Source organism: Streptomyces sp. NPDC088354 (assembly GCF_044753585.1).
In the GTDB taxonomy this organism is placed as follows: Bacteria; Actinomycetota; Actinomycetes; order Streptomycetales; family Streptomycetaceae; genus Actinacidiphila.
The window spans coordinates 82,378-106,572 of the sequence record NZ_JBIVNJ010000031.1 but is presented as its reverse complement, the minus strand read 5'-3'; the positions used below and the strand labels follow the sequence as shown (position 1 = coordinate 106,572).

The window sequence follows — 24,195 nt, the reverse complement described above, 5'->3', positions numbered from 1 at the left end:
AGCACCACGGTCTCGGCGTCGGGGTAGTCCTCGGTCAGTAATCGCTTGACCTGGCCGGCCCAGTCGATCCTGGTGCGACGAGGCTGGGCGTCTACTCGGCGCCACCCTCGCAGGGGTTCAACCCACATGTCTCCAGGGTGTGGCGGCACTTCGACCCCGCCGCGCGTGGGCACGTGGCCGGCGCCCCGGAGCAGCCTTGGCCGCTGCGGGAAACGGGCGGACGCCGCGCCTAACCGCGCCACGATCCTCGAAGCGCCGGCCGGACTGTTCGCCGAAAACAGGATGGACAGCGTCACCACCGACCAGGTGGCGGCGGCCGCGTGGGCCGGTAAAGGTACCGGGTTCCGCTGCTTCGGCGACAGGACCGCCACTGGCCGCCGCCCTGCTGGCGGAGCGGGAGCACGACCTGCGGGAGGCCGTCACGCACAGATGACTGCGGCTACTTCATCGGCGATCACGCGGTCGCCTGTGGCCACTCGAGGCGGAGCCTTCGTGTGGCCGCTCTGCCGGGTCTCCGCGTCGCCCGCTCATGAAGATCGGGTCGTGTGGCCTGCGCCCGAAGTGACGGCCGTCCCGCTGGGGAAAGGCAGTCCGGTCTTCTCGCTCGATCGTGTGCTGATCAAGCTGGCGGCGAACAGGAGGACGGCCCCTGCGTAGAAGGGGGCGCGCAGTCCGAACGCATGGGCCGTAAAACCCGCTGCCACAGCACCCAGTGCGGTGCCGCTGCCGATGACCATTTGGTAAGCCATTGCGACGCGGCCAAGTAGTTCGGCAGGCACGAGTGACTGGCGCAGTGATACCGCGGTGACGTTCCATGCCAGATTCGCTGTTCCGTACGCGGCGATACCCATGCCAGCTATAGGGCCTGAGGTCGCCGTGCCTGCGATTGCGGCCGCGATGGCAGTTCCCGCGGTGGTCAGTTTGAGGAGCCGCGGAGCGCCGAAGTGTGCGGTGAGGCGCGGGGTAGACGTTGCCCCGGCAACCCCGCCGAGCGCGAAGGAGGCGACCAATAGAGCGAAGCCCAGGTTGCTCAGCCCAAGGGTTTGCCGGGCGTAGAGCACCAGGATGGCGATCAGACCCCCGCTGACGAGGTTAGTGATCCCGGATGTCAGGCAGAGACGGCGCAGCAGATGCTGCCGCCAGAGCCAGCGGATGCCCTCGGTCGTGTCACGGCGCAGGGTCGTCCACATCTTTGATGCAGCTTGGGATCGGGGCTCGAAGTTCCCGCGGAGGATGAATACCAGTACTGCAGCGGTGGCGAAGGACAGCGAGTCGACGATGAAGGGGAGCGCGGCGGCGATGCCGAACAGCACCGCGCCCAGCGGCGTTCCCGCCAGGGTGTCGATGATCAGGGAGCTGGCCTGCAGACGGGCGTTGGCCCGTGTGAGTGCGCCGGGCGCAACCAGTGCAGGGACCATGCCGGCCCAGGCGCCACTGTAGAGCGTCTGCCCACAGCCGAGCAGGAAGGCGACGAGCGTCAGGAGCGGAATCGCCACGATGCCGGCGGCCACCGCCACGGCAAGCATTCCGACAAGCAAGGCCCGGGCCGCGTCGACGAGCCACAGGATGCGGCGGCGATCGAAGCGGTCCGCCAGAACACCAGAGGGCAGTCCGAGGAGCAGCCAGGGTAGTTGCTCCGCCAGGGACACCATCGCGATCTGCCGTGGATCGGAGGTCAGTTGTGCCGCGAGGAGCGGCAGAGCGACGAATTTCATGCCGTCACCGAGGCTGGACACGGTGACCGAGGCCCAAACCCGGTTGAATCTAGACCCGAGCCGTGTGCGGGGTATCTCCCTGTCGAATAGCATGAACTGGACTCTGGTTCTGGTTTTGGAAGGTGTCAAGGGGGTCAGATGAGTGAGCAGGTCCGCAAACCACAGCAGCAGCGCAGCCGGGAGAAGGTGGTCCGCATCCTTGAGGCGACGGCCACATTGCTGGAGACGACTCACTACGACGAACTGGGTACCAAGCTGATCGCCGCCGAAGCGGGAGTATCGGTCGGTGTGCTCTACCGGTACTTCGCCGACAAGGAAGCAATCGTCGCCTCCCTGGTTCACCGCTGGTTCCAGATGGACGTGCAGACTGCCGAGCGGATCACCGAAGAGACCTTGCCCCAGAGCTCGCTGGAGTTGCTGCAGAAGCTGCTCGCCGCCTACGCGGACCGGTTCCGCAAGGAGCCAGGCTATCGCCGCGTCTGGTACCACGGACCACGTATTGCCACGCTGCGTGCGGCCGGTCAGCAAACGGACCGGGACATTGCCGAGCGGGTCCACAAGGCACTCGTCCGGGGCTACGCGATGCCGGACACCGAGCTATTCCGGCGACGCGCTCGACTAGCCGTGGAAGTCGGGGGCAACCTGCTCGACATTGCCTTCCGCGAGAGCGCTCAAGGCGACCCCGAGATCCTCGCCGAGGCCGCACTCATGATGGACCGATACCTATTCGCCCCGTCTACGAACTCAGGATTTCCCGGAACCGAGTGAAGTTGCGGCAGGAGTCCTTCAGCAGCGACGGCCAGGCGGCCTGACCGAGAACAGCAGCGGCCAGGCCCCCCTCACGCAACGGGGTGAGAAGGACATCCCGGCGCCGCTGCCCATGCGGCAGCGGCGCCGGGATGCCCCGCGTCAAGGCCGACTTGACGCTGAGCTAACCACCCGGGGTTTCCGGCTCAGGGACAGGCGCTGGCACCTCGCGGGCGGCCTCGCCCTGACGGTGGTGTGGTCCCGCGACCTGCCCGACCACCCCACGTCCGTACAACAACGAACCGGGACAGCCTCGGCCACTGGTACGCCTCCTTCGTCGTGGCCACTGGCCTCGAGCTGCGGGCGTCGCGACGCCCCCAGACTGGTAGCAGTATGGGGACCAGCCCGAGTCACGACGTGATCCACACATCAGAGTGCCCCTTGGTCGTACGAGCCATCGTCCTGGGGTTCCGGGCTGACACTACGGCTGATGGCCCGCGCCATCGTTGTACGAAAAATATTCTGGGCTACGTCATGAGGGGTCTGGTCCCGCAGCGATTCGATCGCCAGGGTGACTCCGGTGATCTCAAAGAGTCTGGTGCGTAGCAGAGTCATGCCGAGCGAGTCAAGTCCGATGTTTCCCATCGGAGTAGCCGTCTCCACGGCGGACACGTCAAGTTCCATGACTGCTGCGACTTCGGACCGGACGAATTCCAGGACGTCGTCCACCGTGCGCGGTAGACGGGCCGGCCCGGGCACGGCCAGGGGCAGCCGCTGGCCGTCGGCAGAATAGGCCGACCCCTCGTGTACGGCCGACTCGTCACTGGCCCGAGAACGGGCCGGCCAGCGGAGGATCTCAGCCAGCTCGCCCTGGAGCAGGAGGTCCCGGGTGTAGCGGCGGCGAACCTTCCCGCTTGACGTCTTCGGCAGCGAGCCAGGTCTGACCAGAACGACTTGGAAGGCACTGACGTCGTGCTCGCGCCGGACGTCCTGGGCGATCGCCTCGGCCAGAGGGACGAGGTCGTCGCGCTGATGGCGGCCGACGATCTCGGCCACGATGCCCACACCCTCCGAGTTACCGCGCTCGAGTGAGAACGCCACGCATCCGCTCGGCCTGACTTGCCGGTGCCTGGCGACAGTGGTCTCGATGTCCTGCGGGTAGTGTTTGCGACCGAAGATGATCACCAGGTCCTTCTGCCGACCGCTGACGAACAGGTCGCCCTGGTAAACGAAGCCTAGGTCACCGGTACGTAGGAAGGTGCCCTTGTAACCGGGGAGCGTCGCGCCGAACGACTCGGCCGTGGCTTGCGGACTGTTCCAGTAGCCACGGGCGACGTGCGGACCGGACAGCCATATCTCGCCGATCTCGTCCGGCGAGCACTCCCGCCCGGTCTCCGGCTCGACGATCGCGACGGTCTGCGGCCACCGTGGCAGACCGCAGCTGACCACGGGTAGGGCGCGCGGGTCAGAATCGGCCAGGATCACCTTGCCTGCCTGCAGACCATCGCGGTCCAACATGACGGCGTCGTGCTGGTCAGGGCCAATGAGGCGACGGCCGGAGACGATAAGGGTGGCCTCGGCCAGGCCGTAGCAGGTAAAGAACGAGGAGCGACGGAACCCGGTTGGCTCGAGACTCCGACTGAACAGGTCCAGCGTGCTGGTCCGGATCGGCTCCGCCCCGTTCCCAGCCCCTTCCAGGCAGGTGAGGTCGAGTCCGGCGATCCGCTCCGGCGTCGCAGTTCGGGCGACGATCTCGTAAGCGAAGTTCGGTGCGAGGGTGAGGGTGGCCCGGTACTGAGAGACGACTCGCAGCCAGCGTATCGGGTCTCGTAGGAAGACCATCGGCGGCATCTGTACGGTGAGATGTCCGTACCAGATCGGCATCAGCGTACTGCCGATCAGCCCCATGTCGTGGTGAGTCGGCAGCCAGCTCACAACGACCGAGTCCGTGTGCATGCCGAAGGTGACACTGAGCATGCGTACGTTGGCGGCGAGGTTGTCGTGCGCCACCATCACACCCTTCGGGGCAGCCGTGGATCCCGAGGTGTACTGCAGGAACGCAATGTCGGACGGAACGATCGGCCCCGGTTGCCAGTCGACATCAGGGTCGCCAAGACCCGTTGTGTCCACCATGAACACCGGCAGACGCGGCAGCGCCGGTTCCTGCTCCGACGAGTCCGCCCACAGCGTGGCCAGGGTCGTCGCGTCGCCCAGGACTACCGCCGCGCCGCAGTCGTCGGCGATGCCGGCCAGCCGACCGAGGTGGCGGGAGCTCTGTGGCGGGTTGACTGGGACCGCGATCACACCGGCGTACAAACACCCTAGGAATCCGACAACGAAGTCCGGTCCCGGTGCAAAGCACAGCAGGGCCCGGTCACCGGGGTGGGCCGAGGTGCTGAGCCGGGCAGCGACTTTGCGTGCCTCACGGTCGAGCTGGGCGTAACTGAGTCGCGCCGACTCGCTCAGGCCGTCGGGCAGGAAGACGAACGACGGCCGGTCCGGTTCGTTCTGACTCCACCAGCGCACCGCTTCTACCAGCGTTGCGAAACTCGGACAGGATGGCGGCGATTTGACGCCCATACGGAATATTCTCCTCGTGATCGACCGGCGGAGCGACGCGGGGTGGTAACCCTCGAGCAGCACCTCCGACTGAATTCCGGCTGCCTCGGAATGCCGAAATCTTGTCGAATATGTTGACTATTGTGTGAATACGCAGTTCAGGGACGGATCCACCCATGCCACCGACGCATCGTGATGGTCCTTTCGTCGCAGGTGAATTCGTTGGGTGATCAGGCCCGGTCGCCTCAGCGTGAAGCGAATGCCGTGAGGAGACGGGTTCCCAGGACTGTGGCGTTTGGTGGCTTGAGAATCGTCATGTGGGTTCCCGGTAGGTCGAACACCGACAGTTCCGGGGCCCATTGGCGCCACCCGTCGGCAGTGGCGTCCTTGAACCGGCGATTCGTGGCGTCGTCGGCCCCCGAGTCGTCGGCCTGGCCCAGGCTGACGGGACCCGGATAAGGCGCCTGTGGCGTATAGGGAGTGCGCAGCGCGGACGCGAACACCGTGAGCGGACCGCGGAGTACGTCCGGGGTAGTCCGGGTCGGGAGCAGACCGAAGTGGACCAACCGCTCATGAATTAGGGTCAGTCTCGTGGCAGGGTCCGGCTCCGCGGCGAGCTGCGCGGACGTGATGCCGAGCGGCTGCTCCACGGTCATCTCGAAGATCCTGACCCAGTTGGCCAACACATCGCTGTGGCCGTACTCCTTCGGCTCCGCTCCCCGTGAGTCCGGCGGGTCACTGTCGAGCAGGGTCAACGACGCCACCGCCCGCCCGGTCTCCCGCAGTCGTCCGGCCATCTCGAAGGCGATCCAGCCGCCGAACGAATGGCCCAACAGATGCACCGGCCCGGACGGATGGATCCGTTCCAGCGCTTCGAGGTTACTGTCGACGGCGGCCCTAATACTGGTGTGCGGAAGCAGCAGACCGTCCAGTCCGCGGGCCTGTAGCCCATGGACAGGCTGGTCGCGGCCAAGAGCGTCACACAGATCGGTGAAACCGACGACGCCGGCCCCGGCTCCTGGGACTGCGAACAGTGGAGTCGCCTGCCGAGATCTGCCCTGCTGCAGGGTGACGAGCGGAGTGAATTCGGCGCCGGTAAGCAATTGGTTCGCAGGCGTCCGGTTCCGTGCCTCTCGCAGTGCGGCCGCGAGTTCTTCCCCGACAGACTTGACGTTGGAAGTCTCGAACATCGTCCAGTGCGTGCCCGCGACCGGGATCACCTGGAGTTCGGCGGCCGGGAGGACGGCAGCCCAGCCACGGTGCTCGCCAGCCTCACCGTTCGGGGTAGACCGGTCGTCGGCGGCAGTGAACAGATGTACCCGGATGCCGTTGGCCTGCACCACGTGCTCCGCTGTTGCCGACTCGGACAGTCTAAGTGTCTCCACCATCACCTGGGCGTCGGCCATGGTCAGTTCCGGCGAGAGTAGTTGCTGTTCCTTCGCGATCTCCACCAGCGCCGCGAAATCGGAGACCGCGAGCAGCCCGGCCTGATCGTCCGGCCCTTGTGCTTCCGCCGTGCGCAGGATCTCCCGGCGCAGAAGGTCTTCCACGGTGACATCCTCGGCCGCTGCGTCCACGCGGACGTAGGTGTCGAACAGCCCGAGAAACTCCACCGTTTCGTCGTCTCCGAGCAGCTGGGTGGCGATCTCGTGGGCGAGCGTGCCTCCGAAAGAGTAGCCAGCCAGCCGGTACGGCCCGGACGGCTGCACCCGGCGGATCATCCGGATCATCCGGGCGGCCATTCCCGAAACGGTCCGAGGTCCCGACGGTCCGCGGGGATCGATCGGCAGGGCGTAGACGGGCGTCACGTCGTCCAGGTAGGGCAGCAGTGCCCGACCGTAGAACAAATGACCGAAGCCGTCGTGGGTTAGGAACAACGGCGGACCACTGCGGCCGGTCCGGAGAGCGACCGCGGCGTCCCCGGCCGCATGCTCGCGTGTGCCGCTGTCCAACGGTGCGCCTGCATTCCCAGCTTCCGGGTCGGTGGCGGGAGAGGGGAACGAACCGGTCTTAGCAGAGGCCATCCGCGAAGCCAGGGCGGCGACGGTGGGCCGGGCGAACAGTTCGGTGAGCGAGACGGTCATCCCGGCCTGCTCCCCCAAGGCCAGAGCGCGCATGGCAAGCAGCGAGTGCCCGCCCAGTTCGAAGAAGCTGTCGTGGCGGCCGACCCGCTTGAGTCCCAGGACCTCAGCCCAGACCTGAGCCAGAGCGGTCTCCACCGGACCGTCCGGCGCTTCGTATCCATGGGTGGTGTACTCCGGCGCCGGCAGCGCACGCCGATCGAGCTTTTCATTCGCCGTCAGCGGAAGACCGTCGAGAACCACGATCGCGGAGGGGAGCATATAGGGCGGCAGTGTCTGGGACAGGTATGTGCGCAGGGCCTCAGTGTCCACGATGGCGCCAGCGTCGGGGATGAGGTAGACGACGAGCCGCTTGTCTCCGGGCGTGTCCTCTCGGACGATCACAGCAGCCTGTGCCACCGCCGGATAGGCGGCAACGGCGGCTTGAATCTCGGCCGGCTCGATGCGGAAGCCTCGGATTTTGACCTGGTCGTCGGTGCGGCCCAGGTACTCCAGTTGCCCGTCCGTATGCCAGCGGACGAGGTCGCCGGTGCGGTACATCCGCTCGCCGTTGCTGCTGAAGGGGTTCGCAACGAAGCGCTCCGCCGTCAGACCGGGCCGGCCCAGATAACCCCGGCCGACCTGGATACCCGACAGGTACAGCTCACCCGCCACACCAACTGGAACCGGCCGCAGCGTGGCGTCGAGCACGAATGCGCGGGTGTTCCATACGGGATGCCCGATCGGCACCGTTGAATCACCCTCGCTCCGGGCATCCCAGTGTCCACAGGTGCCATGGATCGTCACTTCGGTCGGACCGTAGAGATTGATCAACGGAACATCCCACGCCTTGGCGATGCGGGATGCCAGAGTCGCGGGCAGAGCCTCGCCTCCTGAGAGAACAAGGCGGAGTCCGCCCGGCCGCTCAGTCGTCGGAAGCGCGGCAAGGATGGAAGTAACGAGCAGCGCGATCGTCACACCACGGTCCGCGATGTGGGCCCCCAACCGCTCGAGATCCTGGGCCTCCTCGACGGAAGCCATGGATATCGCGGCACCGCTTGCCAGCGGCATCCATATCTCATTCCCAGCCGCGTCGAAACTCACCGACGTGCGTGCGAGTACGACATCGCTTGTATTCGCACCCGTTGCCGCGCTCAAGCACAGTGCCTGGTTCGCGATAGAGGCGTGCTCGACCATCACCCCCTTCGGCACTCCGGTCGACCCCGACGTGTAAATCACGTAGGCCAGATGATCCGGACGCAATCCCACCCCCAGCGGAGCGGATTCCGGCAGACCAGCAAATACCCCGCGGCCGGAGTCGAGTTCATCCAGGTCGAGCACCGGCCGGCTCCCGCTGCCGAGCGCGTCCACCACCGCACGAGCGGTCGCCCCCGCCGTCACCACGACTCGGGGAGAACTGTCGGTGAGCATGTACGCCAACCGGTCCAACGGGTAGCCCGGGTCCAACGGCACGTACGCGCCCCCGGCCTTCAGCACCCCGAGAAGAGCTACCACCAGATCCAGACCACGCTCGGCACACACCGCCACCAGCACATCCGGACCCACCCCGGCCGAACGCAACCCATGAGCAACCCGGTTCGCCCGCGCATCCAGCTCGGCGTAGGTCAGTTGTCGCCCTGCGTGCACGACAGCCACGGCGGCCGGGGTGGCGGCGACCTGCGCGGCGAACACCCCGGTCAAGGTGCGAGCCGGACCGACGGTCGCGCCAGAGTTGTGTCCATAGATGAGCATGTCCCGTTCGGCCCGGGTCAATACCTCAATGTCGGCAACCAGCTGCTGCGGATCCTCGCCCAGGGCCTGAACCAGCCCGCTCAAGGCCGTCTCCAGCATGGCGCACACGGCGGCCGGATCGACAGAATCGGCCGCGCTCCGGGGAATCTGGGCGGTGAGGCGAAAGCCCTGCTCGCCGGCGTCGTCGACCGACATCGCCACCGGATAGTTAGTCCGGTCCTCTCCCCCGAGCAGTTCGACATCCGCCCAGACTCCCGAGTCCGACTCGGCCCAGGCGGACCGGCTTTGGTGCCGGTAGTTGAGCAGGCTGGTGAACAGCGGGCTCGACACCGGCACGGCGCTGCACCGCTGAGCCAATGCCAGTGACGCGTGCTCATGGCGCAGGAGATCCCGGAGCCCCTCGTGCATCTGCCCGACCCCCGATCCGACCGAGGTCGTGCCGAGCGTGAACCGGACCGGCAGGGTGTTGACGAACAGGCCCACTCCCCGTTCGGCTCCGGCCGCGCCCTGGGTCCGCCCGAACAGGACGGTGCCGAAGACGACATCGTCCCGGCCAGTGGTGCGGGCCAGGACCTGGGCCCAGGCCAGGTGGAACAGGCTGGCCGGCGTCACACCGAACCGTCGGGCCACCTCCCGTACCTGCCGGGCGGTGCCGGGGCCGAGCCGGCGCACAGCCTGGTCGATGTTGCCGCCGGTGCCGTGGATGTCGATGAGGCCGAACGGGGCGGTCGGCTCGTCCACATCGCCCAGCAGGCCGCTGAAGAACTCCTCGTGCTCGGCCGCGGAGACACCGAGCCGGGCCTGGGCGACGACGTTCCGGTAGGGCACCGGCTCCTGGAGGTCTGCCTCGTGCCCCCTGAGGATGGCTTCCACCTCCTGGCGGATGACGTCCAGAGCGCTGTGGTCACCGGCGAAGTGGTGCAGCAGGACCAGAACGAGCCAACGCCCGGATACCGGTTCCTTGGCCAGCGCGAGCCGCAACGGCGGCCCTTGGCGCAGGTCCAGCCGGTAGTACTGCGGATCGAACCTGTCTCGCAGCTGCTGGGAAGCGTCCCGCCCCGGGTCGGCGTCCAGAATCACTTCTTCCACCGGGAGTTCCACGCTTCGCCGCACCACTTGGACCGCCTCGGGCAGACCGTCGTGGACGACCGCGGAACGCAGGATGTCGTGCCGGTCCATCACCACCTGCAGTGCCGCCGTGAACCGGTCCACAAGTGAGCGGGACCCGAACGTCATCAGACTGGACAGGAGGTAGGCGTCTCCCTCGCCACCGAGCAGGTGATGGAAGAGGATCCCTTCCTGCAGCGGCCCGAGTGGGTAGATGTCCTGAACGGCGGGCGCGCCGCCGGGCACGGACCGGACCACGAGGTCAATCTGCTCGGGCGAGAGCGTGACCAGCGGCAGCATGGCCGGGGTGATCAGGCTGGCGCCGGGCGGGATCAGGTTTGCCGGGATGGCGACGGCATCGACCTCGGACCCGGCGTCGATCGCCGCTGCTAGAGCGGCCACGGTGGGCTGGGCGAAGAGCGTCCGCACGTCGCTGACCAGGCCGCGTTCGCGCATCCGCTCGACCAGCGAAACCGCCAGCAGCGAATGTCCGCCGAGCTCGAAGAAGTTGTCGTACCGGCCGACTGGTTGCGCGCCTTCGGGGCCGGGCAGGATCCCATGCCACAGTTCCGCGAGCGCGGTCTCGGTCTCGCCCACCGGGGCCTCGAAGCAGCGGGTGACGTAGGCATTGCCATCCGGGGACGGCAGGGCCCGGCGGTCCAGTTTCCCATTCACGGTCAGCGGGAATTCGTCCAGGCGCACGAAGGCGGCCGGGACCATGTGTCCGGGGAGCTTCGCGGCCACGTGTTCCCGCAAGATCTCGACGTCGTCGTCGGCCGGACCGTCGGCGCTGTGGGCGTCGGCCACGTAGTAGGCGACCAACCGCTTGTCGCCGGAGGTGTCCTCCCGTGCCACTACGACGCTTTCTCGGACCAGGGCGTGCTCGAGCAGGCGGGCCTCGATCTCACCGAGTTCGATCCGGAACCCGCGGATCTTGACCTGGAAATCGTTGCGGCCGAGGAATTCAACGGTTCCGTCGGGCTGCCACCGGGCTCGGTCGCCAGTCCGGTACATCCGGGGTTCGGGGCGACCGGCGGGCCGGGGCGCGAACGGGTCGGGAACGAACCGCTCAGCCGTCAGCTCGGGCCGGTTCAGATAGCCGCGGGCCACCCCTGCGCCGCCAATGAACATCTCTCCGGGCACGCCGATAGGGGCCGGCCGGCCCTGCTCGTCGAGGATGTAGACCTGAGTGTTATCCATCGGACGGCCGATATGGGTGACAAAGCCGTCCTCGCGGCGCATCAGCGTCCAGGTCGCGTTGACGGTCGTCTCGGTCGGTCCGTAGGTGTTGTAGACCTCCTCGATCGCGGTCTCGGCGAAGACCCGCTCGACCAGCTCGCGCGGCAGCACCTCACCCCCCAGGTCGACGGTGCGCACCATCGGCGGTACGGCGCGGGAGTCGACCAGCAGGGCCATTGCCGAGGGCACGGTGTTGATCAGGGAGACGTCGACTTCCTCGGTGACCAGACTGGTGGCGTCCTCGACGACCACCACACAGCCGCCGGCGGACAGAGTCGGGAACAACTGGAACACGGACAGGTCGAAGCTGATCGACGTTGCGAAGAGCATCCGGGAAAGGGCCTGCTCACTGTACGAGTTCAGGGTCCAGCCGATCAGGTTGACCAGGCCGCGGTGCTCGATCATGACGCCCTTGGGCACCCCGGTGGAGCCCGAGGTGTACATCACGTAGGCCAGGTGCCGGGAAGTGAGTCCGAACGGCACGGGGTCGGTGTCGAGTTCGCCCTCGTCTCCGGATGCCTCCCCGGCGCCGTTCACCGCGTCCGTACCTGCCTCGAAGGGTTCTGTCAGGTCGATCACGGGCATGCTGGCGTCTGGACCGAGTTCACGTAGGCGGGCACGGGCGGCCAGGCCATGGACGAGGACCGCGACCGGTTCGCTGTCGGTGAGCATGTGCCGCAACCGCTCGGCCGGGTATGCCGGGTCCAGGGGAACGTATGCTCCGCCGGCCTTGAGTACGGCCATCATCGCGATCAGCGTCTCCGGGCTGCGTCCGGCGCAGATCCCGACCCGGCGGTCCGGGACGACGCCGAGGGAGCGTAGCCGGTGCGCGATGCGGTTGGCCCGGATGTTCAGCTCGGCGTAAGTGAGGACGGTGTCCCCATGCACCACCGCGACCGCGTCCGGGGTTGCCCGCACCTGTGCCTCGAACAGCTCATGGGCCGTCGCGTCCTCGTCGAAGGGCACGGCGGTGGCGTTGAACTCGTGGAGCAGTGTGTCGCGCTCCGCGGCAGGCAGGACGTCGATCCTATTCACCGGCCGGGAGGGTTCGTCAGCCAACGCGGACACCAGTTGATGGAGGGCTGTCCGCAGCAGCTCGGCGATCCGGGCCGGGTCGACGGTGTCGTCGACCTGGACAGTCAGGGTGAACCCGCCGCCCAGGTCGTCGACGGACACGGTCAGCGGGTAGTTGTTCCGGTCCTCGATGTCGACGAAGTCGACGCCGGAAAGCGCAGTGGCGTCCAGGCCGGACAGGTGGGGCGCAGCGGAGTCCCGCTGCCGCCGGTAGTTGAACAGGCTCGTGAACAGCGGGGTCGGGGCTGGGATGGCGCTACTGCGCTGGGCCAGCGCGAGCGGGGCGTGCTCGTGCCTCATCAGGTCGATCAGGAGCTGGTGCGTCTCGCGGATGCCGATCTCGACCGGCCGAGCGTCGATGGTGATCCGGACCGGCAGGGTGTTCATGAAGGTACGTACGCCTTGGTCGACACCGGACTCGTCGACCATCCGGCCGGACAGGACTGTGCCGAAGACGACGTCGGTATGGCTGGTGACCTGGGCGAGCACCTGGCCCCAGGCCTGGTGGAACAGGCTCGGAGTGGAGACACCGAAGCGGCGGGCCTGATCCCGGACCGCCTGGGAGAGACCGGCCTCCAGTCGGGTGCGGATCTCGCTGATGCCACCGCCGTTGCCGTAGACGTCCGTCAGCCCGAACGGGGTCGTGGGTTCCTCCACCCCGGCAAGCAGTTGCCGGAAGAACCGCTCGTGTTCCTGAGCGGAGACGCCGAGGACGGTCTGGGCGACGACCTCACGGTAGGGCAGCATCATCGGCAGAGTGCCCTGGCGACCGACCAGGACCTGCGCGACTTCGTCACGTATCAGGTTCAGGACGGTGCCGTCGCCCGTGATCAGGTGCAGCAGAATCAGTATCAGCCAGCGTCCGGTGCCCGGGTCGTAAGCGGTCGACAGCCGGACCAGCGGGGCTTGGCCCAGATCGAGCCGGAAGTGACGCGGATCGACCCGGGCACGCAACTGCTGGGCGGCGTCCAGTTCCGATTCGGCATCGAGGTCGATCTCCTCCACCACCAGTGGAGCGTGCCGCCACACTACCTGGACCGGCTGGGGTACTCCTTCCCAGACCAGTGAGGTGCGCAGGGTGTCGTGCCGGCCGATCACCACCCGCATCGCCTCTATAACCTGTTGCCGCAGGTCCGAGGAGTCGACGGCGATCAGCGCCGAAACCAGGAAGGCGTCACCTTCGGTGGCCAGCAGGTGATGGAAGAGGATCGCCTCCTGCAGCGGCGCGAGCGGGTACACGTCCTGTATGTTGCCCACCCCGCCCGGGACGCCCGCCACCACGTGGTCGATCTGCTCCTGGGTCAGGGTCACCAGCGGCAGAAGGTCCGGGGTGATCACGGTAGTGTCGGAAGTGATCGGGTTGGCGGGGATGACGACCGCACCGGAGCCTGTGCCTGCCTCGATCGCGGCGGCCAGGACCTCGATGGTGGGACTGGCGAAAACGGTCCGGACATCGGCGTTCAGACCGCGTTCCCGCAACCGCTCGACCACGGTGATGGCGCGCAGAGAGTGCCCACCAAGTTCGAAGAAGTTGTCGTGCCGACCGACCTGGTCCACACCCAGGACCTGCGACCAGACATCGGCCACGATGGTCTCGAAAATACCACGTGGGGCCTGGAACTCGCGGGAGTTGTAGGCGTCGTCGTCGGGAGCGGGTAGAGCCAGCCGGTCGAGCTTGCCGTTCACTGTCAGTGGGAGGGCGTCCAGGGCGACGAAGGCCGCTGGCAGCATGTGATCGGGCAGACTCCGGCTGAGGAGCGCCCGCAGTTGCTCAGCCGTGATCGGCGCCGGGGGTATCCCCGGCGAGGTCGTCGTTCCGGTGGTGGTGTTGGGGACGTAGTAGGCGACGAGGCGCTGGTCGCCCGGCGTGTCTTCCCGAGCCAGGACCACCGCTTCCCGGATCCCGTCATGCTCCAGCAACCGGGCCTCGATCTCACCCAACTCGATCCGGAAACCACGAATCTTCACCTGGAAATCACTACGCCCCAGGTACTCAAGCGACCCGTCAGGCCGCCACCGCCCCAGGTCACCCGAACGGTACAACCGACCACCCGCCACAAACGGATCCTCGACGAACCGCTCCGCCGTAAGCTCCGGCCGGTTCAAATACCCCCGCGCCACCCCAGCACCACCGACATACAACTCCCCCGTCACCCCGACCGGCGCCGGACGACCATACGCATCCAGCACATACACCCGAAGATCAGGAATCGGCACCCCGATCAGACTGGCACCACCGCACTCGACATCCGCCGCCGACACCGGCTGGTACGTCACATGCACCGTCGTCTCAGTGATCCCGTACATGTTCACCAGACGCGTGCCCGCACCCGCATTCCGGGCAAACCACGGCCGCAGCATCCCCACATCCAGCGCCTCACCACCGAAGATCACAAAGCGGAGACGGTGCTCGAACTCCGAGGCCGACTGGGCTCGCATCAGCGGACCGAACGCGGACGGCGTCTGATTCAACACCGTCACACCCTCAGAACACACCAACGCATACAACTCCTCAGGCGAGCGCACCACATCAGCCGGCACCACCACCAACCGCCCACCATGCAGCAGCGCACCCCACAACTCCCACACGGCGAAGTCGAACGCATACGAATGCGCCAGAGCCCACACATCATCCGGACCGAACCCGAACCACGCATCCGTCGCCGCGAACAACCTGGTCACCTGCCGATGCTCAACCATCACCCCCTTCGGAACACCCGTCGAACCCGACGTATAGATCACATACGCCAAATGCTCCGGACGCAGCCCCACACCCACCGGACCACCCTCCGGCAGACCCGCGAACACCCCAACACCCGAAGCAAGACCAGCCAGATCAACCACCGGACGACCCACATCACCCAACCCGTCCATCACCTCACGAGCAGCAACCCCCGCCGTCACCACCACCCGCGGAGCACTGTCCTGCAGCATGAACGCCAACCGCTCCACCGGATACGAAGGATCCAACGGCACATACGCACCACCAGCCTTCAACACCCCCAGAACAGCAACCACCAAATCCACACCACGCTCAGCACACACCCCCACCAACACATCCGGCCCCACACCAGCCGAACGCAACACATGAGCCAACCGACTCGCCCGCACATACAACTCCCCATACGACAGGGAACAACCCCCATCAACCACAGCAACAGCATCCGGATCCGCAGCAACCCGCACCGCAAACAACTCCGTCAACGTCACCGGCACCACCGGCCCACCCGCAACCCCCGACACATTGAACACCGTGGTCAGAAGGTCATGTTCGGCGGCAGGGAGCACGTCGAGGGCTGCGACCGTGGCCGGAGTCGGCCGCATCAACATGTCGGTCAGCCGCTCCAGCGCGGTGCACAGCATCGCCACTACCCTGGCGGGATCAGCACCCACGACATGCCCGGCAATTTGGACCGTGAGAGCGAAGTCCTCTCCCAGATCATCCACCGACACAGTCAGCGGATAGCTGGTCCGCCCAGCAGTACTCAGCAGCTCCGCACCGTCCCACGGATCCTCCGAGAGCTCGGGCGAGCGGCTGGCACCCGGTGCGGATGACGGTTTAGCGCCGTGACGGTAGTTCAGCAGTGAGGTGAACAATGGCTCGGACGGCGGAACGGAACTGGCCCGCTGAGCCAGGGCCAGCGACGCATGCTCGTGGGTCAACAGGTCGATCAGCAACCGGTGCATCCGCGCCACCGCGTCGGCGGCCCCGCTCGAGCCGACCTCGACTCGCACCGGCAAGGTATTGATGAACAGGCCCAGTCCTCGCTCCGCACCAGCCCCACCGTGCGCGCGGCCGAACAGGACGGTCCCGAACACCACGTCGTCCTGGCCGGTCAACCGGGCCAGAACCTGGGCCCAGGCCAGATGGAAGACACTGGCAGTGCTCGCGCCCAGTCGACGAGCCGACTCGCGCAGACTGAGAGCCGACTCCGAGCCGAGATGCACAACAGCCTCGCGAACGTCGTCGCTGCCGTGGACATCGAGCAAGCCGAACGGAACGGTAGGCCGGTCGACCCCACGCAGTAGATCGGTGAAAAACTCCTCGTGCTCGGCGGCCGAAACCCCGAGCACGGCCTGTGCCACAAACTCCCGGTACGGCACTGGAAGTGGCAGGTCTTCTCCGTGACCCGCCAATATCGCACCGACCTCCTCACGCATCACCGCCAGTCCGCCGTGGTCACCGACAAGGTGATGAAGCACGATCAGTGCCAGCCAACGCTCCCCGGACGGGTCGAAGGTCACACAGACGCGCATCAACGGCGCTCGTGTCACATCGAGTGGGTACACACGTGAGTCGAAACGCACCTGCAGCTCACTGATCAGCCGGCCCGCCGGGACACCGCTCAGATCGATTTCCTCGACCGGAAGCTCCGCATTTCGGTGCACCACCTGAACCGGTACGGGCAGACCCTCCCAGCGCATCGACGTCCGCAAGACGTCATGCCGATCCACCACCGATTGAAGCGCCGCGACGAACTCGTCGAGTCGCTTCCGCTCCCGGAACGACAACAATTCCGAGACAAGATAGGCATCACCGCCGTTCGTGCCGTCACGACCAAGCAAGTGATGAAAAAGCAGTCCTTCCTGCAACGGCGTCAACGGGTACAGATCCTGTACATTCGCGGTACCCCCGGGGACGGTGGCCACGATTTGGTCGATCTGCTCCTGGGAGAGCGACACCAAAGACACCATGGACGGCGTGATGGCGCTCGCCCCGGCGGGAATGCCACTCGCAGGAAGCAACCCCGTGTCCCGGCCGCTCCCTGTGTCCACCACCATGGCCAGACCCGCCACCGTCGGATGGGCTAGCAAAGCCCGGACATCGGTGTGCACGCCCCGTTCACGCAGCCGCTCCACCAACGACACCGCTAGCAGCGAATGCCCGCCCAACTCGTAGAAATTGTTGAATCGTCCGACCCGGTCCACTCCCAGGCTCTGCGACCAGACCTCGGCCACGACGGACTCCAGACCGAGCGCCGGTGGTTCGTAACCGTAGGCCGTGACAGCATCACCGGTAGGGGCAGGCAGGGCCGCACGGTCGGCCTTCCCGTTGACCGTCAGGGGCAGGGAGTCCAGGCGAACGAAGGCCGCCGGGATCATGTATTCCGGCAGTGTGGTGCGCAGATGGTTCCGCAAGTCGGTCACCGAGAGGTCTGCCGCCGTGCCGTCGTCCGACGCTCCGTCCTGGGGGGTGGGAACGTAGTACGCGACGAGGCGCTGGTCGCCCGGGGCGTCTTCCCGAGCGAGGACCACGACCTCGCCGACTCCGGGATGGTCGGCCAGCCGTGCCTCGATCTCGCCCAGCTCGATGCGGAAACCACGGATTTTCACCTGGAAATCATTACGTCCCAAGAACTCCAGCGACCCATCAGAGCGCCAACGGACCAGGTCACCAGTGCGGTAGAGCCGGTTCCCACCACTGGTGAAAGGGTCGGGGACGAATCGCTCGGCCGTGAGCTCAGGTCGGTTCAAATACCCACGGGCGACCTGGACACCACCAATGAACAACTCTCCGGCGGCTCCGACGGGAGCGGGCCGTCCAACAGCATCCAGGACGTACATACGGGTGTTGGCTCCCGGTCGCCCGATCGGGACCGTTCCTGGAATATCACCGGGCGCACAGAACCATGTGGTCACCTCGACGGTTGCCTCGGTAGGGCCGTACAGGTTGTGTAGTTGGGTTTTGGGCAGGAGTTGATGGAACCGCCGCACCACGGCCGCGGGAAGTGCTTCACCGCAGGCCAGAACCCGGACCGGGGCGATCGCGTTCATGGTATGCGGATAGCCGAGCCGTTCAAGATGATCCAGGAACACCCCCAACATCGAGGGCACGAAGTTCAGTGTGGTGATCTGCTCACGCTGGATCACCTCTTCAAGATAGGCAGGCTCCTGATGGCCGCCGGGGCTGGCCATCACCAGCCGGGCCCCGACCGCGAGCGGCCAGAAGAACTCCCCTACTGAGATGTCGAAGCCGAACGGTGTCTTCTGTAGAACCACATCGTCGGCGTCGAGGCGGTGCTCATGCTGGGCCCACAACAGGTGGTTGACAACCGACCGGTGCTCGACCATCACGCCCTTGGGCACTCCCGTGGAGCCGGACGTGTACATCACATATGCCAGATCCGAACCGGTCGCGCCATCGGAACAACGCAACCCGCCGGCGGATTCGGCCGTCGGCATTCCAGCCTGGGCATCCGCCCCGAGCTCGTACACCGGCACCCCGGTGCCACTCCCGTCACCGACCAACGCACACATCAGGGAGTGCGTGTTCCCCCCAGTGGTCAGGACTGCAATCGGAGCGGCATCGCTCAGCATGTGCCGCAGCCGGTCCGAAGGCAAGCCTGGGTCCAACGGCAGGTACGCCGCGCCCGACTTCAGCACAGCCAGCAGCCCGGCAGCCAGATCCTTTCCTCGCTCGGCACAGACGCCGACCACCACGCCGGGCCGGGCGCCACTCGCCCGCAGACGTCTGGCAATTCGCTCGGCCCGTGCGTTCAGGTCCGCGTAGGACCAGGTCCCGGTCTCGTCACTGACCGCGACGGCGTCCGGTGTCCGGGCAACCTGCATCTCGAAGAGTTCATGCACCGTCACCCCCGCCTCCAGGCCGCGAGGAGTGAGCAGATCAAGATCAGTCGCGTTGAACTCGTCCACCACACGCGCCCGTTCGGCGGCCGGAAGTATGTCGAGAGCCCCAGCCCGACGGTCCGGTGTCCGCACCAGAGCCTCCGACAACCGTTCTAGGGCGGTGACCATGAGAGCGCAGACGCGGGCCGGGTCGAGGGAGTCGTCGACTTGTGCCCGGAACCGGAACCCGATGCCGTCGTCGTCGACCGACACGGTGATCGGGAAGGTCGCACCGCCCTCGGCGTCACCGCCTACCGCCTCGGTCTCCAGCCCAGTCGCTGAATCCGTCCAGCTCTCGGTCGCTTCCTCGAGCGCGGTCTGGGACTGTGGGCTGCGCCGGTAGTTGAGCAGAGTGGTGAACAAGGGAGCCGGAGCAACGACTGCGCTGCAACGCAACGCCAGCGACAGCGGAGCATGCTCGTGCCGCAGCAACCTCGTGAGGATGCCGTGGGCGTGCCGGGCTGCAGCCTCCACACTCAGCCCGTCGAGCGTGATCCGAACCGGCAGAGTGTTGATGAACAGCCCCATCCCCCGTTCGGCTCCAGTTGTCCCCTGAGTCCGCCCTGACAGCACCGTGCCGAACACCACGTCGTCCCGACCGGTGACCCGGGCCAGGACCTGGGCCCAGGCCAGATGGAACAACCCGGCCGTACCGATGCCGAGCCGACGGGCCTGCTGCCGCAGCCGCAAGGCCACATCGGCGTCAAGGACCGCTGCGGCGTCCTTCAGCCCTGAACCATCGCTGTGTTCCTCCAGCACGTCGAACGGAGCGGTCGGCTCGTCGACGTCCCCGAGCAGTGTGGTGAAGAACTCCTCGTGCTCTGTCTCGGACACTCCCAACCGCGCCTGGGCCACGACTTCCCGGTAGGGGACCGGTTCAGGCAACCTGTGCGCCTGACCGTCCAGATGGGCCTGCACCTCGCGTCGCATGACACGCAACGTGCTGTGATCGCCTACCAGGTGGTGCATCATCACAATCGCGAGCCACCGGTGCTGTTCAGCATCGAAGGTCACACCTACCTGCAGGAACGGAGCCCGGCTCAGGTCCAGTCGGCAATGCCGGGGATCGAACCGGGCCCGCAGCCATCCGGCCGTGTCCAGCCCGGCGACGCTCTCTTCCGAGGTGTCCCGATCCAGGTACTCGACAGGGAGTTCGGCCTGACGCCAGACCACCTGCACCGGAGCAGGGAGACCGGCCCAGAATATCGAGGTCCGCAGAACGTCGTGCCGGTCTACCACCTGCTGAAGAGCGCTGAGGAACGCGGTCAGTCTCTGCTCGGAAGGGAAGGCCGTCATGCTTGTGATCAGATAGGCGTCCCCCTCGCCGCCCATCAGATGGTGAAAGAGCATGCCCTCCTGCAACGGCGCCAAGGGGTAGATGTCCTGAATGTTTGACATCCCACCCGGCACCGAACCTGCCACCCGGTCGATCTGTTCCTGCGACAGAGAAACCAGCGGCAGCATCTCCGGAGTGATCATCGTCGCCCTGTCCGGGATCAGCGACGGCGGCACCACCACGGCCATACCACCACTGTCACCCTCGATCGCACCGGCCAGCGCCTGCACCGTGGGGTTCCCGAAAAGGGTCCGAACATCGGCGACAGCCCCGCGCTCACGCAACCGCTCCACCAACAACACCGCCAGCAGCGAATGTCCACCCAGCTCGAAGAAGTTGTCGAACCGCCCCACCCGGTCCACGCCCAGGACCTGCGACCACACCTCAGCCAGCATCGTCTCAAGTACACCGGACGGCGCCTCGTACCGGCGCGAGGTATAAGCCGCACCGTCCGGCGCGGGCAGAGCCAGCCGGTCGAGCTTGCCGTTCGGCGTCAGTGGGAGGGCGTCCAGGGCGACGAAGGCCGCCGGGATCATGTAGTCCGGAAGCGTCACCGCCAGCCCTGCCCACAACTCGTCCAAGCCCACACCAGTGCCGGCGTCTGTCCCCAAGTGGACCCCGAGGCCGGTTACGGTAGTGGTGTTGGGGACGTAGTAGGCGACGAGGCGCTGGTCGCCCGGCGTGTCTTCCCGAGCCAGGACCACCGCTTCCCGGATCCCGTCATGCTCCAGCAACCGGGCCTCGATCTCACCCAACTCGATCCGGAAACCACGAATCTTCACCTGGAAATCACTACGCCCCAGGTACTCAAGCGACCCGTCAGGCCGCCACCGCCCCAGGTCACCCGAACGGTACAACCGACCACCCGCCACAAACGGATCCTCGACGAACCGCTCCGCCGTAAGCTCCGGCCGGTTCAAATACCCCCGCGCCACCCCAGCACCACCGACATACAACTCCCCCGTCACCCCGACCGGCGCCGGACGACCATACGCATCCAGCACATACACCCGAAGATCAGGAATCGGCACCCCGATCAGACTGGCACCACCGCACTCGACATCCGCCGCCGACACCGGCTGGTACGTCACATGCACCGTCGTCTCAGTGATCCCGTACATGTTCACCAGACGCGTGCCCGCACCCGCATTCCGGGCAAACCACGGCCGCAGCATCCCCACATCCAGCGCCTCACCACCGAAGATCACAAAGCGGAGACGGTGCTCGAACTCCGAGGCCGACTGGGCTCGCATCAGCGGACCGAACGCGGACGGCGTCTGATTCAACACCGTCACACCCTCAGAACACACCAACGCATACAACTCCTCAGGCGAGCGCACCACATCAGCCGGCACCACCACCAACCGCCCACCATGCAGCAGCGCACCCCACAACTCCCACACGGCGAAGTCGAACGCATACGAATGCGCCAGAGCCCACACATCATCCGGACCGAACCCGAACCACGCATCCGTCGCCGCGAACAACCTGGTCACCTGCCGATGCTCAACCATCACCCCCTTCGGAACACCCGTCGAACCCGACGTATAGATCACATACGCCAAATGCTCCGGACGCAGCCCCACACCCACCGGACCACCCTCCGGCAGACCCGCGAACACCCCCACACCCGAAGCAAGACCAGCCAGATCAACCACCGGACGACCCACATCACCCAACCCGTCCATCACCTCACGAGCAGCAACCCCCGCCGTCACCACCACCCGCGGAGCACTGTCCTGCAGCATGAACGCCAACCGCTCCACCGGATACGAAGGATCCAACGGCACATACGCACCACCAGCCTTCAACACCCCCAGAACAGCAACCACCAAATCCACACCACGCTCAGCACACACCCCCACCAACACATCCGGCCCCACACCAGCCGAACGCAACACATGAGCCAACCGACTCGCCCGCACATACAACTCCCCATACGACAGGGAACAACCCCCATCAACCACAGCAACAGCATCCGGATCCGCAGCAACCCGCACCGCAAACAACTCCGTCAACGTCACCGGCACCACCGGCCCACCCGCAACCCCCGACACATTGAAGCCTGTCGTCACCTGGGTCAGCTGTGCCTGATTCAGCAACTGCAGTGCCCCGACCGGGGAGTCCGGGTCAGTGACCATGCTGTCCAGCAGTGTGAGAAGGCAGTCACCGATCCGGGCCGCAGCCTCGGTCCCGAGGCGGGCAGTGGAGAACTCCAGCAGGCCGCTCAGATTGGCCCCGGTTCGGGTCATGATCAGGGAAAGGTCGAACTTGGCCGTGCCCTCGACCGCGCCGTCGATTCGGGTCTCGAGGGTGACGGTGGCGTCCCCACCGAGGCCGCGGACGGTCTGCACCGGTATGTTCTCGAAGACGAACGCCGCCTGCACCAAGGGGTTGAGGCCGCTACCGCGTCCGGTAGCGAACGGGCCCACGGCCGCCACGACATCCCCGAACGGCATCTCGTGCTGGGACGCAGCAGCACTCTCGGCCTGCATCCGGGCGATTGCCTCGGTGACACTCGGAGCACCGGTCAGGTCGCAGCGCAAGGCCACCGTATTGGCAAAGAACCCGATCACCTTCTGCAGGGCAATTTCGTCGCGGCCACTGGCCACCGTGCCGACCACGAAATGCTCCTGACTGCTGAGCCGGTGCAACACGATCGCCCACGCCGTGAGCAGAACCGCATACAAAGTGCAACCATTCCGGGCGGCCAAGTCGTTCAGTCGGCCGGTCAACCCGGCCGGGACGGTGAAGGCGTGCACGCCGCCCGCGTACGGCGGGGAGGGTGCGTCGGATCCGAAGTCCGGTTCGAATGGCAGGTCGAGGACCGGCACGTCGCTCAGATGGTTGCGCCACCAGGTCAGGCGGTCACGGTGAACCGGCTCGTCCCGCGACCGGTTCTCGTGGCGGACATGGTGGGCGTACTCCAGGGCAGGGGCCACCCTTTCGGTGGCGTCCTGCGCGACCGACCGGGCCCGGTACCCGTCGGTCAGCTCGGCCAGGAAGACCGTGATCGACCAGCCGTCCGAGATGATGTGGTGCTGAGTCACCGAAACGATGTACTCGTCGTCAAGGAGGGTAATGACCACCACCCGCAGCAGCGGCCCCTGCCCCAGGTCAAACGGGGTCTGCTGGTGATCGTGCAAAATCCTTGCGAGGGTTTGTTCCAGGCCGTCCGGGCCTGCCCCGGCTGCAAGTCCGCGCAGGTCCACGTACTCAAGTCCGACATCGTTCGGAACCGGATCCACTACTGCTTCCGGTCCGGTCGCGGTGCTGGTGAACCGGGTCCGCAAGGACGAATGCCGGGCGATCAGGTCGTGCAGGCTCCCGGACAGAGCATCCCGGTCCAAGGCGCCGCTCCAACGCAGCCGGAAGTGCAGGTTGTACTGCGGGCTCGGTCCGCTCATTTGGTCGATCAGCCACAGCCGCTGCTGCCCGCTGGAGAGCAGCCTGCGATCGGCCTCGCTCACATCGCTGGCAATCGGCAGGACCGTGCCGTTCTCGGCCTGTGCTTGCAGCAGCGCGATCAACTCCGCTCGGTGCACCGCAACGGCCGCCCGCAACGACTCAGTCATCGCCCCTTTCGGGGCCCTGAACGTGAGACGCTCGCCGTCGAGCAGGAAGGTGACCCCGGAATCGGAGGCCAGAATGAGAAATTCGTCGAATGTCACGGTCATCCTTCGTCGTACGAGTCGTCATCCTGAGCGTCCGGGGGTGTCCCCGCGGCTGATAATCCGAGCCGACATCATCCGGAAGAGAGTCTGTCAATCACGGCAGTATGGTCAATTACCACGCGCTTCGGATCAGCCGTACTGCCCGAGATACAGTGGATAAAGGAGACGCCATCAGGCCGCGGCTCCGGCAGTGAGGCAGATGCCAAAACATCGCCCACTGGGAGGAGAATGACACTCATTCATGGGCGAGGGGCACGCACCAAAGCGCCCAGATCCTCCTGCGAATGCACCTATGACGGAGCGGA

At 66.2% G+C, this 24,195-nt stretch carries 4 protein-coding genes; 1 reads left to right on the top strand and 3 read right to left on the bottom strand.

What is annotated here, in order from left to right:
* Window positions 1-527 precede the first annotated feature (527 nt).
* Entirely contained in the window at window positions 528-1,808 is a 1,281-nt protein-coding gene (locus ACIP98_RS32145) for an MFS transporter (protein ID WP_401979250.1), read from the bottom strand.
* Window positions 1,809-1,853: 45 nt separating this feature from the next.
* On the opposite strand from ACIP98_RS32145, the gene ACIP98_RS32140 reads away from it, so the two are divergent.
* Entirely contained in the window at window positions 1,854-2,483 is a 630-nt protein-coding gene (locus tag ACIP98_RS32140; protein ID WP_401979248.1) for a TetR/AcrR family transcriptional regulator, read from the top strand.
* Between the two features lie 408 nt (window positions 2,484-2,891).
* Here ACIP98_RS32140 and ACIP98_RS32135 read toward each other — a convergent pair whose 3' ends face one another.
* Both ACIP98_RS32135 and ACIP98_RS32130 read right to left on the bottom strand, forming a co-directional pair.
* Window positions 2,892-5,042 (bottom strand): AMP-binding protein, encoded by a 2,151-nt coding sequence (locus ACIP98_RS32135; protein ID WP_401979246.1) that lies wholly within the window; start codon window positions 5,040-5,042, stop codon window positions 2,892-2,894.
* Between the two features lie 224 nt (window positions 5,043-5,266).
* Window positions 5,267-23,887: an amino acid adenylation domain-containing protein gene (locus ACIP98_RS32130; protein WP_401979245.1), complete on the bottom strand. Its 18,621-nt coding sequence runs from the start codon at window positions 23,885-23,887 to the stop codon at window positions 5,267-5,269.
* Between the last annotated feature and the right edge of the window lie 308 nt (window positions 23,888-24,195).